This window comes from Flavobacterium galactosi, assembly GCF_048158585.1.
GTDB classification, from domain to species: Bacteria; Bacteroidota; Bacteroidia; order Flavobacteriales; family Flavobacteriaceae; genus Flavobacterium; species Flavobacterium galactosi.
The window spans coordinates 600,838-618,668 of record NZ_JBLNKV010000002.1; the positions used below are offsets into that span (position 1 = coordinate 600,838).

Below are 17,831 nucleotides of genomic sequence, written 5' to 3' on the forward strand. Positions count from 1 at the left end.
GCCTTCTATTACATCTGATTTTCATATATTTGTCCGCCTTATTTCAAGTGAAACACCTTACTTAAGCTACATTTAACCGTGATTCGATTATAAAAATAAAAAAATGACACAGAAATCAAAAATTTTTTACACCCTTACTGATGAAGCGCCTTTATTGGCAACTTATTCATTTCTACCTATTGTACAAGCATTTACATCAACTTCTGATATTGAAATTGAAACTAGAGATATTTCTTTAGCTGCAAGAATTTTAGCAAACTTTCCAGAGTTTTTGACTGAAGATCAAAAAACAGGAGATGCTTTATTAGAACTTGGACAATTAGCAACAACTCCAGAAGCTAACATTATAAAATTACCAAATGTTTCGGCATCTGTTCCTCAATTAAAAGCGGCAATTGCTGAATTACAATCACATGGTTATAATTTGCCAGACTTCCCTGAAGAACCACAAAACGAAGCAGAGACAACAATCAAAGCTAAATATTCTAAAATTTTAGGTTCTGCCGTAAATCCAGTTTTACGTGAAGGCAACTCTGACCGTAGAGCTCCTAAAGCAGTTAAAAATTACGCTAAAGCAAACCCACATTCAATGGGAGCTTGGACTTCTGATTCAAAAACACAAGTAGCTTCTATGGAGAGTGGTGATTTTTACGGAAGTGAAAAATCACTTACTGTTGCTGATGCCACTGATGTAAAAATCGAATTCGTTGCTAAAGATGGCTCAACTACTGTTTTGAAAGCAAGCACTCCGCTAAAAGTAGGTGAAATAATCGACAGTTCGGTAATGAACCTAAACGCTTTAAAAAGATTTGTTGCTAAAACAATTGCAGCAGCTAAAGAACAAAACGTTTTACTTTCAGTTCACTTGAAAGCTACTATGATGAAAGTTTCTGATCCAATTATTTTTGGAGCGATAGTAGAAGTTTATTTCAAAGACGTATTCGAAAAATATGCTGCTTTATTTAATGAATTAAATATTGACACCAGAAATGGCTTAGGTGATGTGTATGCGAAAATTGGTGGACACCCGATGCAAGCTGAAGTTGAAGCTGCAATAAACCAAGCGATAGCAAACGGACCAGCATTGGCCATGGTAAATTCTGAAAAAGGAATTACCAATCTTCACGTTCCTTCGGATGTAATTGTGGATGCTTCAATGCCTGCAATGATTCGTACTTCGGGACAAATGTATAACAAGGACGGAAAACAACAAGATACTATAGCCATTATCCCAGACAGATGCTATTCTGGAATTTATACTGCGACTATTGATTTTTGTAAAAAACATGGTGCTTTCGACCCAACAACTATGGGAAGTGTTCCAAACGTAGGTTTGATGGCACAAAAAGCCGAAGAGTACGGGTCACATGACAAAACATTCCAAATGAGTGCCGATGGCGTTGTACGTGTTGTAGCTACTAACGGAACCATTTTAATGGAACAAGCCGTTGAAGCTAAAGACATTTTCAGAATGTGTCAGGCTAAAGACGCTCCGATTCAAGACTGGGTTAAATTAGCGGTAAACAGAGCTCGTTTATCAAATACTCCAGCCGTTTTTTGGTTAGACGAAAACAGAGCGCATGATAGAGAGTTAATCTCAAAAGTAACAAAATATTTAAAAGATTACGACACAACCGCTTTAGACATTCGCATCCTTAACCCTATTGAAGCAACTGACTTCACATTAGAAAGAATCATCAAAGGACTAGATACTATTTCTGTAACAGGAAACGTATTGCGTGATTACTTAACGGACTTATTTCCTATTTTGGAAGTAGGAACATCAGCTAAAATGTTATCTATCGTTCCATTGATGAATGGTGGTGGTTTGTTTGAAACTGGTGCAGGTGGATCAGCCCCAAAACATGTCGAGCAATTTACACAAGAAGGGTATTTACGTTGGGATTCTCTAGGTGAGTTTTTGGCTTTAGGTGCTTCATTGGAGCATTTAGGTCAAACTTTAAATAATTCTAAAGCCATTATTTTAGCTGAAACCCTTGATGTAGCTACTGAGAAATTCTTGGCAAATGATAAATCCCCAGCGCGTAAACTTGGAGAAATTGACAACCGTGGTTCTCATTTTTACTTGGCAATGTATTGGGCAGAAGCATTAGCAGCACAAGATAAAAATGCTGAATTAAAAGCGATCTTCACTCCTATTGCAGTGGAGTTCAAAGAAAACGAAGCCAAAATCAATGCAGAGTTAATTGGAGCACAAGGGCTACCTCAAGCTATTGGTGGTCATTACCAACCAAATCCTAAATTGACTGAAAAAGCAATGCGACCAAGCGAAACATTCAATGCTATTTTAAACAGAATCGCTGTACCTGCAAAAATCGCTTAATAAAGTAATTACATATAGTATAAAAGACGACTGGAAACGGTCGTCTTTTTTTTTACCTTAGCAATACCTTAACATTTGATATACCCCAATTGATATTCCGTTTAGTGAAATTTGTATTTCTTCATTTAGAAAATTTAAACAATGATTATAAAGAAAATTATTCCCTTTCTTGTTGTATTATTATCTTCTCTTTCTTCCTTCTCTCAAAATAAATTCACACTTAGCGGAACTATTATTGATGCTAACAGCAATGAAACTTTGATTGGCGTAAACATTGTTATCCCAGAATTAAAAACTGGTGTAACTACCAATGAATATGGCTTTTACTCTATTACTGTACCAAAGGGAAATTACACTGTTCAAATCACCTATTTAGGATATCAAACCATTGAGGAATCGATAAATTTAGAACAAAACATAAAAAACATTTTTAAATTAATAAGTAACGAAACTCTTTTAAAAGAAGTGGTCATTACTGATACTAAAACTAAAACTGATATTCGGAAACCGGAGATGAGTGTCAATAAACTCTCTATTTCGGCTATTAAGAAAATGCCGGTTGTACTTGGTGAAGTGGATGTTCTCAAATCTATTTTATTACTTCCCGGAGTTACTAATGCTGGCGAAGGAGCATCCGGATTTAATGTTCGCGGCGGCGGTGCTGACCAGAATTTAATTCTGTTGGACGAAGCGACCATCTTTAACTCCTCTCACGTTTTTGGTTTTTTCTCGGTTTTTAATCCTGATGCGATAAAGGATTTAAAGTTATACAAGGGTGGAATTCCGGCTCGTTTTGGAGGAAGAGCTTCTTCGGTTTTGGACATTTATCAAAAAGATGGCAACAGTAAGGGATTTCATGTCAATGGGGGAATTGGATTAATCTCCAGTAGAATTTTGGCCGAAGGACCGCTAGTAAAAGACAAAGGTTCTTTCCTTATTGGCGGTCGAAGTTCATATGCTCATTTATTTTTGAAACTATCCAAAGATCAAAAAAACAACTCCGCTTATTTTTATGATTTGAATACCAAATTGAGTTATAAATTGAACCCCAATAACAATTTGTATTTGTCAGGATATTTTGGAAGAGACGTTTTTAGCCTCAACAAAAGCTTTACTAATATTTACGGAAACTCCACTTTAAACTTACGTTGGAATCATTTATTTTCAGATAAATTATTTTCGAATTTATCACTAATCTACAGCGACTATTATTACGGATTGGATTTGGATTTTGTAGGTTTCAAATGGGATTCTGGCATCAAGAATTACAATATTAAATACGATTTCAAGAATTACATTTCCGACAAATTTAAATTGAATTATGGCGTAAGTACTATTTACTACGATTTTAATCCGGGAACCATCAGACCTTCTGATTTAAATTCTGGAATTAATTTTGATCAATTGGATAAAAAATACGCATTCGAACCCGCCTTATATATGAATGCGGATCAGGAAATTTCGAATAAAATCTCTCTTTCTTATGGGCTTCGTTACAGCATGTTTTACCGTTTAGGACAATCTACTGTAAATATTTATGCCGATAACAATCCTGTAACCTTCAATCCTGATTTACAGATTTATGAAAAAGCCACTCCCATAGGAACTAAATTTTATAATAAAAATAAAGTAATTGAAAGCTTCAATAATCTGGAACCCCGTTTTTCTTTAGCCTATCAAATCAATGACGATCAATCTGTAAAAGCCAGTTACAACAGAATGGTACAATATTTACAATTGATTTCCAATACCTCCTCTCCTACTCCGCTTGATGTCTGGACACCAAGTGATAATTTTATAAAGCCCCAAATTGCGGATCAAGTGGCTTTGGGATATTTTAAAAATTTTAAAGAAGGAGTCTATTCTTTAGAAGTAGAAACGTATTATAAAAAAGTAAAAAACAGATTGGATTATATTGACGGCGCTGATTTAATTGCGAATAAAGCAATCGAGCAGATAATTTTAAACGGTGAATTAAGATCTTACGGTTTGGAAATCATGTTCCGTAAAAACGAAGGCAAATTAAGCGGTTGGATTTCCTATACTTTATCTAAATCTGAACAACAAACTCCAGGAAGAACGCCAATTGAAACAGGAATCAACAACGGAAATTGGTATAATTCTGTTTATGACAAGCTGCACAATATTGCTATTACCAGTTCTTATAATTTAAACGAAAAGTGGTCTTTTGGAGCTAATTTCGTATTACAAACCGGACAACCCGTAACGTATCCAAATGGACAATACGAATACCTTGGGGTAACCGTTCCCAGTTATGGTTTAAGAAACGAAAACCGACTTCCGGCTTATCATCATCTCGACATTGCAGCAACATTGACCCCTCGCAAAAACAACGACAGAAACTGGAAGGGAGAATGGGTTTTCAGCATTTACAATTTGTATAACCGAAAAAATGCCGCTTCAATCAATTTTAGACAAAATATAGATACCGGTACTAATGAGGCTGTTAAAACTTCCATCTTTGGAGTGGTTCCTGCAGTTAGCTATAACTTCAAATTTTAATGATTATGAGAAAAATAATATATATTTTGGGGATTGCAGTCGCACTTTTTTTAAATAGTTGCCAAGATGTGGTTCCAATAGCTCTAAATACAGCACCGCCAAAACTAGTTATTGAGGCTTCCATAAATTGGAAAAAAGGAACAGATGGAAACCAACAAAAAATTAAACTAACCACAACCACCGATTATTTCGGCACCGAAATTCCAACAGTTTCCGGAGCCACTATTTTCATTAAAAACAGCGCTAATACTACATTTCAATTTACCGAATCAGCTACCAAAGGAGAATACACCTGCAACAATTTCATCCCAGTCATCAATCAATCCTACACCTTAACCGTTATTAGTGAAGGCGCAACATACAAAGCCTCCGAAATATTAAAATCAGTGGCACCAATAACTGAAATTATTCAAAATAACGAAGGAGGTTTTACCGGGAAAAATAAAGAAATCAAATCGTATTACACGGATCCAGCCAACGAAGCTAATTATTATTTGTACAGATACATCTATTCTAATGAGGTTAAATCTAATTTTTACGTGGATCAAGATGAGTTCTTTGATGGAAATAAATTCTTTAGTATTTCCCAAAAGGATGATTTAAAATCAGATGATGTTATAGAAGTCAGTCATTATGGAATTTCAAAATCCTATTACAATTACATGATCGTTTTAGTAAGCATCGCAGGCAATAACGGCGGAGGTCCGTTTCAATCCCCTCCAGCAACGGTAAAAGGAAATATAATCAACACCACAAATTCAATAAATTATCCATTGGGTTATTTTTCACTTAGCGAAATTGATATTAAAAATTATACAATTAAGTAATTAGGAGCCAATCCAGCTATCCATTACAAACGAAGTTCACTGAACTCAGATGAAAATAAAAGTATAGTAAAGTAATCTGGACTATGGATTTTAGATTGCAGATTAACGATTTTAGATTTTAGATTTTTCATACATTTACAACAAATTTAGAATCTGAAATCTAAATTCAAAATTCCTAAATCAAAAATCTTCATGTCCTCACATCACATCGTTCGAGACGACCAAGAACCGGCTTTAATAATTGCCAATGGAGCATCCTGCAATCCAGAATTATTAGGACAATTATTAGAATGGTCCCCTCTGGTAATTGTATTAGATTCGGCCATGGAAAGAGTTATGCAATTAGACATAAAAGTGGATGTCCTTTTAGGGGATTTTGACAGAGGATTCGATCCGGAGCAATACCAAACTTCGCAGTATCCAATTGAGATTATCCATGCACCAGATCAAAATAAAACCGATTTAGAAAAAGCTTTTGATTATTTAATTCACCGAAAAATCCCAGCTGTAAATGTCGTTTGGGCAACAGGAAGAAGAGCTGATCATACCATTACCAATCTTACCAATATAGTTCGATATAGAAATCTATTGAAAATTGTAATTTTAGACGACCATTCAAAAATATTTTTATTACCCAACAAATTCGAAAAATGGTACACCGCAAATACTCCCATTTCGCTAATACCCATTGGACATGTTACCGGAATTCATTCTGATAATTTATTTTATCCTTTAAAAGATGACAGCCTAACTATAGGCTATAGAACCGGAAGCAGCAATCATGTCATCAAGGACGGCATCGTTACAATTGAACACAGTGAAGGCGATTTACTGTTGATGGAATGCATTGATTAATAACGAAAAACCTATTTATAATCCCAACTTATAATTTGACAGAAAGAGATTGACTATCTTTGCGCCGAAATGGAAAAAATAAAACCAAAAACGATTACCGAAAAAACCAATTTACATCCTAGAAATCTGGATAGATTTGGGTATGATTTTGAACAATTAATCAAAAATTGTCCTGAATTGCAGCATTTTGTTTCTGTCAATGAACACCAAATAGAAACTATTGATTTCAGCAATCCCGAAGCGGTAAAATCGCTAAACAAAGCCTTACTGATAACTCATTACGGCATTCAGGATTGGGACATTCCTAAAAACTACCTTTGCCCGCCCATACCCGGAAGGGCTGATTACATTCATTATATAGCTGATTTATTAGCGTCCAGCAACAACGGAATCATCCCGGAAGGTGAAACGGTTCAAGGTCTAGACATTGGTATTGGTGCCAATTGTATTTATCCAATAATAGGAAATTCGACTTACGGATGGAGCTTTGTAGGAACTGATATTGATGAAAAAGCAATCCAAAATTGCAAAAAAATAATCCAAGACAATCCAAATCTTATGGATGCCATAAGCCTGCAATTACAAACTGAAAGTCGCTTCATTTTTAAAAACATAATTACACCCGAGGATAAATTCACTTTTACCATTTGTAATCCTCCTTTTCATAATTCAAAAGAAGAGGCTACAAAATCTTCTATAAAAAAAATCAATAATTTAGAAAATACCAGAACTAAAAATCCGGTATTGAATTTTGGTGGTCAAAATACTGAATTATGGTGCGAAGGCGGTGAATTGGGTTTCGTAACCCAAATGATTTACGAAAGTGCAAAATACCCTATGCAATGTTTATGGTTCACAACTTTGGTTTCCAAAAAAGAAAATCTTTCCAGTCTTTATAAAACCTTAAACAAAGTTAGCGCTGCGGAAGTAAAAACAATTGACATGGCACAAGGTCAAAAAACAAGCCGAATTGTAGCTTGGACCTTTTTGAGCGAAACACAACAAAAAGCTTGGAAATTTTAGAATTAAAAAAAACTTATAAATACTTTTAAATCATTCCAAACGATAATACTAATGACCTATTGGCAGGTTGTTTTTAGTTACCCACAAAAAATATTTATTTATATGAAACATAAATAAAAGCTTCTATTATTAAATCCATAATTAAAGTTCTAAAAAAATTGTTTTCAAAAAAAAATATATAAATATTCACGAAAAATCGAATTTATTTATATTTTTATGCTTAAAATTAAATTTTAACATAGTTTTACGTAAGTTTGGTAAGAAAATCTTAAAAAATAAAAAAAAATATTCTTTTAAGATTCATCAAACCATTAGCAAAAAATCATTCATTTAAAATGGAGAAACAGTCAAAAAGAAGAAAAAAGAACCTCTTTATTATCCTTTTTTATTGCAATTCAAATGTTATTTAACATTAAAAAATGAACTAATCCAAACTAAATTGTGAAAAGGCAACTACTACATACCGAAATACAAGATGACTCCACACTTTGGAGCAATCTAAAAAAGGGGGATGAAAAAGCTTTTTCAACACTTTTTAAAAAGCATTATTCCCATTTAGTTCGTTATGGAAATTCATTTATTCCTTTTCCTGAAAAAGTACAAGATTGCGTACAAGATGTTTTTACAGATATTTGGGTTTATAGAAATAAACTAAATGATTCAGTTATAGTAAAAGCATACTTGCTATCCAGTGTCCGTAAACGTATTACACGATTACAAGAACGTGATCGTATTTTCCGCGTAAGTACTTCTATAGATTCCATTAAATTTTTATTTGATTTTTCTATAGAACATCATCTCATTGCCGATGAAATAACTGCTGACAAAGTCTCACGCCTCAATCAATTAATTAATAATTTGCCGTCTCGCCAAAAAGAAGCCTTGTATCTTCGCTACAACCAGGAACTTACTGTAGACCAAATAGCACATACGCTTGATATTAATTATCAATCAGCAAATAATCTTTTACATCGTGCTTTATTGTGCTTGCGCAAAGATTGGAAAGGAAGTATTTCCTTTATTTTATTACTATTTTCAACTGCTTTTTAGTATTAAAAAAAATAAAATCAAAAAAATTTAGAATTTAATGAGTATCCAGTAAAAAAACTGTCCTCTATATAATTGTAACCTTTTTTTGTGATGCAACACCGTAACAATTATACTGAAATAGAAGACTTTTTAGCCGATGAATCATTCCATTTATGGGTGTGTTTCAAAGACGACCAACAAGAATGGGAAGAATGGACTTTAGAAAATTCCAGTCGTGCTAAATTGGTAGAAGAAGCCAGATTATGGTTGTTAGCGATGAAAGTTCCTAATGATGATTTATCTTCGGATGAAGTTCAATATGCTTTGGAAGCCACTTGGGAAAAAATTGAAAAAGCAGAAGAAAATAAAAAGGAAAAACCAGTTCTTAAACTTTTGAGAAAAAGGTGGTTTAATGGAGTTGCTGCTATTTTGATTTTAAGTCTTTTATCCGGCTGGTTGTACAATCAAAGCAACAGCGCTGAAAACTCGGCACTTAGTTATAGTGAACTTATCAATGAAAATAAGGAAGGTTTGGTTGAGCAAACTAATAATTCAGACAAACCACAAATAATAACGCTATCCGATGGTAGTTCTGTTTTATTACAGCCCAACAGTAAATTAAGTTATCCAAAAATATTTGCGGGCAATGAAAGAAAAGTGTACCTCTCCGGTGAAGGCTTTTTTGAAATCAGTAAAGACCCTAAAAAACCGTTTTTTGTATTTGCGAATGAAATTGTTACAAAAGTAGTAGGAACCAGTTTTAAAATAAAAGCATACGCTAATCAGCCAAATGTGGAAGTTGTGGTTCGAACTGGAAAAGTAAAAGTAAGATCAAATGAGTTAATCTCAAATCCAAAAGATGAACTGATTGTTTTATTACCCAATCAAGCCTTACGATTCGTTCGAAAAAATTTAAGTTTCAATAAAATTACTGATATCACACAAGATGAATCATTAATTAATTCTACAAGTAACATCGAACAATTAGGATTTGAATTTACAGATATTCCAGTTGCACAAATTTTCAAAACTATTGAGCAAGCTTATTTGGTAAAAATTGATTTCCCTCAAACTAAATTAAAAGACTGCTATCTGACAACATCTTTAACGGATCAGCCTTTGCCTGAAAAGCTTAAAATCATTTGTAAAAGCCTTGGAAACAATACGAGTTATGAAATGAATGGAAACCAAATTATAATTATATCAGATGGATGTAACTAACATTATCTTGCCTATGAATTAAAGTTTACAATAAAAAAAGCGCCGAAAATGCTGTAACATTCTCGACGCCTTGAATAAAATCAATTAGCTCTCTGTAAAGAGTAATTGCTGTGTTCTACCAATACCCTAACTAACGAATATTAATAAAACAGACCAAAACTATGAAAAAAACCGTCTTTAAACAACGACTACTAATTCGAATTATGAAAATAACCTTATTTCAATTTGTTTTAGCCCTTGTCTTTTCAAGTGTAACAATAGCGAATAATATCAGAGGTCAAAAAAAGCTGGACACAAAGGTAACTATTACCGTGACCGATTTGAACTTAGATACTGCGCTGACTAAACTTGAGAAATTGGCTCATGTGAAATTTTCGTACAATTCGAGAATGTCACAATTGAATCAAAAAGTGAGTGTTTATGCTAATAATGAAGCATTATCAAGTGTGCTGACGCGCATTTTAAAACCACTAAAAATTAATTATACCGAAGTAAGCAACCAAATTATTTTACAAAAGGAAGGAATTGCCAAAGCTGGGATTAATGGAGAAGTTTTCTCGACTTTAAATCAAAATACAATCGCCGAAATCATTAAAGGCCGTGTAGTTGATGAAAAAGGAGAATCTTTACCTGGCGTAACTATTCTTGTAAAAGGAACTACTAAAGGTACAACAACTGATATCGATGGAAACTATACTATTAGTGCTGAAATTGGAGACGTTTTGCAATTTTCTTATGTTGGATTGGAAACTAAATCCGTAACTGTAACAGGAACTACATTAAACGTTACATTAACGGGAAGTGGAGAAACACTACAAGATGTTGTTGTGATAGGTTCCCGTAATCCTACCAGAACAGTAACAGAATCTGCAGTGCCTATCGATGTGATTTCTATGAAAGACATTGCTTCACAAGGCCCACAAGTTAACTTAAACCAAATTTTAAACATGGTTGCTCCATCGTTTACATCAAACACTACAACAGTAGCTGATGGAACGGATCACATTGACCCTGCACAATTAAGAGGTTTAGGACCAGATCAAGTATTGGTATTGGTAAACGGAAAAAGAAGACATACTTCTTCTTTAGTAAATATTAATGGTTCACCGGGAAGAGGATCTGTAGGAACGGATTTAAATGCAATTCCTGCTTTTGCTATCGAAAAAATCGAAGTATTAAGAGACGGAGCTTCCGCACAATATGGTTCAGATGCCATTGCAGGTGTAATCAATATTAATGTAAAGAAAAATACCAATAAATTAGATGTTGCCCTTTTTGGAGGAGGAAATCTTTCAAAAGGTGCTAATGACCACGATGGTGGTGTTGATGGTGGTAATTACCAATTAGACTTAAACTACGGAACTGGTCTTGGTAAAGAGAAAAGCTTTATTAATGCAACGGCCAGTTTTCAACTTAGAGATGCTACAAGCAGAGCAAAAGATGTGACGGGTAATTTATTCAATGCCTATAATGCCGTTGAACAAAGAGCCGCCGAAGCCGGAACAAATATTAATGCTCTTTTTGGAAACATAAATAATACTCCAAATACGACACAAATACTTACCACAATAAAACAGTATGCTCCACAAGTAGGTTATTTTACAACGGCCCAACAAACTGCTATAACAGGTGCCCTAAATATTTCTCAAATGCAAACCGCATTAAACTTTGATGCTACAGCAGGAGAATTAGCGTATAGAAGTCTTGAAAGAAAAGATTTCAATATGAGAGTGGGACAATCTTCTTTGAAAAGCGCGCAATTCTTTTTGAACGCTGCTTATCCAATCAATGATAAATTAGAAGCGTACGCTTTTGGGGGAACCAGTTATAGAGATGGCGAAGCTGCAGGTTTCTACAGAAGACCTAATCAAGCCAGATCATACACCGGATTGTATGCAAACGGATTTTTACCGGAAATACATTCTACAATCAACGACGTCTCAGTTGCTGCTGGTCTAAGAGGTCTAATATTCGAAAATTGGAATTTTGACTTAAGTAACACTTTTGGAAGAAATGCTTTTGATTATGGTGTTGAAAATACAGTAAATGCCTCTTTAAGGGAAATTTCTCCAACTGAATTTGATGCTGGTGGTTTGGCTTTCGCCCAAAACACAACAAATTTTGACATAAACAGAAAATTTGATGTCCTGAAAGGGCTGAACGTTGCTTTTGGTGCTGAGTATCGTCATGAAAACTTTGCTATCACAGCAGGTCAGCCAGAATCATATAACTTATATGACATCAACGGAGGAGTAGTTACTGCAACAACTCCTGCAAACATTAAAGTTACTGACTTTTTTGGTTCAGCAAGACCAAATGGATCACAAGTATTTCCAGGTTTCAGACCTGCAAATGCAATTGATAAAGACCGTAACAGTGTAGCTGTTTATACCGATTTAGAATTAGATCTTACTGACAAATGGTTAGTTAACGGAGCGGTTCGTTTTGAGAATTATTCTGATTTTGGAAATACAACTAATTTCAAAATTGCATCTCGTTATAAACTAACAGATAACATAAATTTGCGTGGTGCCGTTTCAACTGGATTTAGAGCGCCGTCGTTACACCAAATCTATTTTAATTCAACTGCTACACAATTCGTAGGTGGTGTTCCATTTGAAGTTGGTACATTCAGTAATGATTCTCCAGTGGCAAAGGCCTTGGGAATTCCAACATTAAAACAAGAAGAATCTAAAAGTGCCAGTATTGGATTTACAGCAAAAATACCAGCTGCCAATATTACGTTAACTGCCGATGCCTATGTTGTAAAAATTGATGACAGAGTAGTTCTTACCGATCAATTTACTTCTAATGCTGTTACAAAACCTTACTTTGATGCCGCAGGAGCAACTGCAGCAACTTTCTTTGCTAATGCAATTGACACGGAATCAAAAGGAATTGATGTTGTAATTAGTCATAAAACAAGTTTCGGTGAAGGACTGTCTTTAAAAACTGATTTGTCTGGTACCATTTCTAATACTAAAAAAGTAGGTGCTATTCATGCTTCCCCAATACTAGAAGCAGCAGGTCAGATCAACAGATACTATTCTGAATCCTCACGAATTTATCTTCAAGAAGCAGTCCCAAGAGTTAAAGCTAATTTAACGAATTCACTTTCTTACAAAAAATTCGATTTCTTCTTGAGAAACGTTTATTTTGGTAAAGTAACAGATCCGAACGTTGCTGATGCAAATAATGATGGAACTATCAATGCTATTGTTGTAAATAATCTAGCAGTTGAAAACGAACACCCGGTATGGGCAGCGAAAATCATTACAGATTTATCTGTAGGATTTAAAATTACTACTGCAACGAAAATTGTTGTAGGAGCTAACAACATTTTTGATATTTATCCAACTTTCAACTTAGGGCCTCAAACAATTGCTCAAAGAGCTTCGGGAGTTGATGCTAATGGAGCCGTTATTTATTCTCCAACTACATCTTCAAATAATTCAATCGATTTGTCTAATGCAAATCAATTTGTATATTCAAGAAACACCTCTCAATTTGGTCAAAACGGTCGTTTTGTTTTTGCCAGATTAAGCTTCAGCTTCTAGAAAAAACATTTTATATTGGAAAGCCATCAACAAAAAGTTGATGGCTTTTTTTTGGCATAAACTTTGCTAAAAAAAGAATCCAAACTTTGTACCTTTGTTTTTCTTAACCTTTGTCCCTTGTTTTAAATGAATTTCCAAGTAGTATCTGATTATCAGCCTAAGGGCGACCAACCCCAAGCGATTGAAAAATTGACCCAAGGAATTATTGATGGTGAAAAATTCCAGACTTTATTAGGAGTTACCGGATCTGGAAAAACATTTACAGTCGCCAATGTAATTCAAGAAGTACAAAGACCCACTTTGGTTTTAGCGCACAACAAAACTTTGGCAGCACAATTATACTCCGAATTCAAACAGTTTTTCCCGAATAATGCCGTGGAATATTTCGTTTCTTACTACGATTATTACCAGCCCGAAGCGTTTATGCCTGTAACCGGTGTTTTCATTGAGAAGGATTTATCCATCAATGAAGAACTGGAAAAAATGCGAATGTCAACAACCGCTTCGTTGCTTTCCGGAAGAAGAGATATTATAGTAATTGCATCGGTTTCGTGTTTGTATGGTATTGGAAATCCTATCGAATTTCAGAAAAATTTAATTCCGATTGCGAAAGGACAAATTATCTCCCGAACCAAATTATTGCATCAACTGGTGCAAAGTTTATATTCCAGAACCGAAGCCGATTTTAACCCGGGAAGTTTTAGAATAAAAGGCGACACAGTAGATGTTTATCCCAGTTATGCGGATGAGGCGTACCGCGTTCATTTTTTTGGTGATGAAATCGAGGAAATTGAAAGTTTCGACACAAAGAATTCTAAAGTACTTGAAAAATTTGATAAACTGACCATTTATCCCGCTAATATGTTTGTCACTTCGCCTGATGTTTTACAAGGTGCGATTTGGGAAATTCAACAGGATTTGGTCAAACAGGTCGATTATTTCAAAGAAATAGGAAAACCTCTCGAAGCAAAACGATTGGAAGAACGTACCAACTTTGATTTGGAAATGATTCGGGAACTGGGTTATTGCTCCGGAATTGAAAATTACTCCCGTTACCTCGATGGCCGTTTACCCGGAACAAGACCGTTTTGTTTATTGGATTATTTTCCAAGTGACTTCTTAATGGTGGTGGACGAAAGTCACGTAACACTTTCACAAGTGAGCGCCATGTATGGCGGGGACAGAAGCCGAAAAGAAAATTTAGTGGAATATGGTTTCCGACTTCCAGCAGCCATGGACAATCGTCCGCTGAAATTCGAGGAATTTGAGGCAATGCAAAATCAGGTTATTTATGTTTCGGCAACACCAGCTGATTATGAATTACAAAAAACGGAAGGTGTCGTTGTGGAACAGGTAATTCGTCCAACAGGATTATTGGATCCAATTATTGAAATTCGACCAAGTTTAAATCAAATTGATGATTTAATTGAAGAAATTCAAGTTCGAGCCGAAATTGACGAACGGGTTTTAGTGACGACTTTAACCAAAAGAATGGCGGAAGAATTGGCCAAATATTTGACAAAAGTCAATATTCGTTGCCGCTATATTCACTCAGAAGTAGATACTTTAGAACGCATAGAAATCATGCAAGATTTGCGAAAAGGAATTTTTGATGTGTTAATTGGTGTGAATTTACTTCGTGAAGGCTTGGATTTACCCGAAGTTTCTTTGGTGGCAATTTTAGATGCAGACAAAGAAGGTTTTTTACGAAGTCATCGTTCGCTTACGCAAACAATTGGTCGTGCAGCAAGAAATCTAAATGGAAAAGCAATTATGTACGCTGATAAAATTACAGCAAGCATGCAAAAAACAATTGACGAAACCAATTATCGCAGAACCAAACAAATTAATTACAACACTGTAAATAATTTGGTTCCTCAAGCTTTGAATAAAAAAATCGAGAGTGCTTTTACAAAAAATCCTTTGGCAGATTATGAATTAGGCTATACTCTTTCAACTGCAGCCGAACCCGTTACAGAATATCTATCGAAACCAGATATTGAAAAACGCATTCGCGAAAAACGTAAATCGATGGAAAAAGCGGCAAAAGAATTAGACTTTATGCAGGCCGCAAAATTACGTGATGAAATAAAAGCATTACAAGGACAATTAACTTAATTCTGTTGTTCCTGAAAAACAGTCAATAAAACCTGACCATCAATAATTGCATTTGGCGCTTCCTTCATTAACTTAAGAATGCGTTTAGTTGCCTCTGGATTAAGCCCCATGTCAATTGCAATTTGTTGGATAGCGACAGTTTCTTTTTTATGCAAAACGCCATCGCTATGCATTAACAAAGCCAATCTATAAAATTGTTGAATGCGTTGAAAATCCGATTTAATTGCCAATTTTGGTAATTCCTGATGAAACAAATCATTGAATCCTCCTTTTTCTATGTTTAATTCATTGGCAACAATAAACAAAAAATCGTATTCTCTTTTATGCAATTGTCCGTCAACAGTAGAAAAAGCAATCATCTCTAAAAGTAAGCTTCTTTTTTCCTCGTAAGTATCCATGAAATTATTATTTTTAGCTAAAATATTGATTTTTTTAAAATAAAAACACAAAATACCAGTAATGATTCAAAAGCTTAAGTTAATTCTTATTATACTACTTTTTGCGACAGTAAAAAATTTCGCTCAACAAAGCACTGTATCAAAACAAGTTTCTACGTTTACTATTGAGGCCCCACAACTTAAAACGGCAAAGAAAATCTGGGTATATCTACCTAAAAATTACTTAAATTCTAAAAAGAAATACTCCGTGATATACATGCACGATGCCCAAAATCTATTTGACACTAAAACTTCCTTTTCTGGTGAATGGAATGTTGATAAAAAACTGGATAGTCTCAATGCACAAGTTATTGTTATAGGAATCGAACATGGTAATGAGAAACGTTTAGACGAATTAACTCCTTTTAAAAACGAAAAATATGGTGGTGGAAAAGCAGCTGATTATTTAGAATTCATTGTAAAAACGTTGAAGCCAAAAATTGACGAAACCTACAGAACCAAACCCGAGAAGAAAAACACCATAATTATGGGAAGTTCTTTGGGTGGTTTGACTTCCTTTTACGCTACTTTAAAGTATCCTGAAGTGTTTGGCAAAGCAGGTGTTTTTTCACCCGCTTTTTGGATTAACCGCAAAGAAATTTTCGAATTAGAAGAAAAAAATAAAAAGCAAAAAACGAAATATTATTTTCTTTGTGGAGATAAAGAAGGAGATGATGATTCTATGATTGTTGACCTCAATAAGATGGAATACCTAATAAACACTAAACGATGCTATTGTTTAAATTTGAATGAAAAGAAGATCGTAAAAGGAGGACAACACAATGAAAAGTTATGGCGTGATGGTTTTGTCAAAGCAGTTTTATGGCTCGGTTATTAATTTAAAAAATAAATACATTAATTTTAAGTACTAAATCAGATTCAAATGGAACTAATCTTAAGAGAATACAACCTTAAATTAAAACATACGTTTACGATTTCAAGAGAATCGATTGACTTTCAGCCTTCATTGATTGTAGCATTAAAAAGTGAAGGATTTTCAGGTTTTGGCGAAGCAACATCTAATCCATATTATAAGACAACTGTTCCAATGATGATGCAGGATTTAGAAAAAATTCGCTCTGTAATTGAAACTACAACAAATGAAACACCGGAAGAATTTTGGGCAAAAATCCATCCTTATTTAAAAGACGATATGTTTGCTTTGTGCGCTTTGGATATGGCGTATACTGATTTGCATGCTCGTAAAAAAGGAAAGAAATTATACGAGTTATGGAATTACAACATCGATAAAAATCCATTGACCGATTATACTATTGGCATTGCTTCCATAGAAAAAATGGTTGCTAAAATGAAAGAATTACCTTGGCCAATTTATAAAATAAAATTGGGAACCAAAGAAGATATTGCCATTGTAACTGAACTTCGAAAACATACTAATGCCATTTTTAGAATTGACGCTAATTGTGGTTGGGGCATAGAAGAAACCATAAATAATGCCGTTGAACTAAAAAAACTAGGCGTAGAATTCTTGGAACAACCCATGAAAGCAGATAATTGGGAAGGACACAAAGAAGTTTTCAAACATTCTGTTTTACCAATAATTGCTGACGAAAGTTGTATTATAGAAGAAGATGTGGCCAAATGTCACCATCATTTTCATGGCGTAAATGTCAAATTGGTAAAATGTGGCGGATTAACTCCTGGAAGAAGAATGATTGAGGAAGCCCAGAAATTAGGTTTAAAAACGATGGTGGGTTGTATGACCGAATCTACTGTTGGAATATCTGCGATTGCTCATTTATTACCGCAACTGGATTATGTCGATATGGATGGAGCATTACTCTTGGCAGAAGATATTGCTACCGGTGTAACCATAGATTTTGGAAAAATAAACTATTCAGAAATTGATGGAACCGGTGTAACATTAATGTAGTTT

The 17,831-nt window shown here is 34.5% G+C and carries 12 protein-coding genes; 11 read left to right on the top strand and 1 reads right to left on the bottom strand.

The window, feature by feature from the left end; genetic code table 11:
- Positions 1–103: 103 nt before the first annotated feature.
- The 9 genes from ACM55M_RS06660 (at position 104) to uvrB (ending at position 15,497) form a co-directional block, all read left to right on the top strand.
- Positions 104–2,344, top strand: coding sequence for an NADP-dependent isocitrate dehydrogenase (locus tag ACM55M_RS06660; RefSeq protein WP_416856787.1), 2,241 nt, complete (start codon positions 104–106; stop codon positions 2,342–2,344).
- Positions 2,345–2,485: 141 nt separating this feature from the next.
- The gene (locus ACM55M_RS06665) at positions 2,486–4,867 is read left to right on the top strand and encodes a TonB-dependent receptor (protein ID WP_416856788.1); all 2,382 of its coding nucleotides are present in this window, start codon (positions 2,486–2,488) and stop codon (positions 4,865–4,867) included.
- Between the two features lie 5 nt (positions 4,868–4,872).
- A complete protein-coding gene (locus tag ACM55M_RS06670) occupies positions 4,873–5,694 on the top strand; it encodes a DUF4249 domain-containing protein (RefSeq protein ID WP_416856789.1) in 822 nt (273 codons plus the stop codon).
- 192 nt (positions 5,695–5,886) lie between these two features.
- A complete protein-coding gene (locus ACM55M_RS06675) occupies positions 5,887–6,549 on the top strand; it encodes a thiamine diphosphokinase (RefSeq protein ID WP_416856790.1) in 663 nt (220 codons plus the stop codon).
- Between the two features lie 69 nt (positions 6,550–6,618).
- Complete coding sequence (gene rlmF / locus ACM55M_RS06680; RefSeq protein ID WP_416856791.1) at positions 6,619–7,572, top strand: 23S rRNA (adenine(1618)-N(6))-methyltransferase RlmF; 954 nt, start codon at positions 6,619–6,621, stop codon at positions 7,570–7,572.
- 441 nt (positions 7,573–8,013) lie between these two features.
- Positions 8,014–8,622 carry an RNA polymerase sigma factor gene (locus ACM55M_RS06685; RefSeq protein ID WP_416856792.1) on the top strand — a complete coding sequence of 203 codons (609 nt, stop codon included), beginning with the start codon at positions 8,014–8,016 and terminating at the stop codon, positions 8,620–8,622.
- Positions 8,623–8,712: 90 nt separating this feature from the next.
- Positions 8,713–9,822, top strand: a complete 1,110-nt coding sequence (locus ACM55M_RS06690; protein WP_416856793.1) for a FecR family protein — start codon at positions 8,713–8,715, stop codon at positions 9,820–9,822.
- 161 nt (positions 9,823–9,983) lie between these two features.
- A complete protein-coding gene (locus ACM55M_RS06695; protein WP_416856794.1) occupies positions 9,984–13,379 on the top strand; it encodes a TonB-dependent receptor domain-containing protein in 3,396 nt (1,131 codons plus the stop codon).
- Positions 13,380–13,505: 126 nt separating this feature from the next.
- Positions 13,506–15,497: an excinuclease ABC subunit UvrB gene (gene uvrB / locus ACM55M_RS06700; RefSeq protein WP_416856795.1), complete on the top strand. Its 1,992-nt coding sequence runs from the start codon at positions 13,506–13,508 to the stop codon at positions 15,495–15,497.
- On the opposite strand, the gene ACM55M_RS06705 is transcribed toward uvrB, so the two are convergent.
- Positions 15,494–15,895 carry an excinuclease ABC subunit B gene (locus tag ACM55M_RS06705; protein ID WP_416856796.1) on the bottom strand — a complete coding sequence of 134 codons (402 nt, stop codon included), beginning with the start codon at positions 15,893–15,895 and terminating at the stop codon, positions 15,494–15,496. The two genes, uvrB and ACM55M_RS06705, sit on opposite strands and share 4 nt — an antisense overlap.
- Before the next feature lie 61 nt (positions 15,896–15,956).
- Here ACM55M_RS06705 and ACM55M_RS06710 point away from each other — a divergent pair, with 61 nt between their 5' ends.
- Together ACM55M_RS06710 and ACM55M_RS06715 are read left to right on the top strand one after the other, a co-directional pair.
- Positions 15,957–16,772, top strand: a complete 816-nt coding sequence (locus ACM55M_RS06710; protein WP_416856797.1) for an alpha/beta hydrolase — start codon at positions 15,957–15,959, stop codon at positions 16,770–16,772.
- Between the two features lie 45 nt (positions 16,773–16,817).
- On the top strand, positions 16,818–17,828 hold the full coding sequence (locus tag ACM55M_RS06715; protein ID WP_416856798.1) for a dipeptide epimerase: 1,011 nt from the start codon (positions 16,818–16,820) through the stop codon (positions 17,826–17,828).
- The last annotated feature ends 3 nt before the right edge of the window (positions 17,829–17,831 follow it).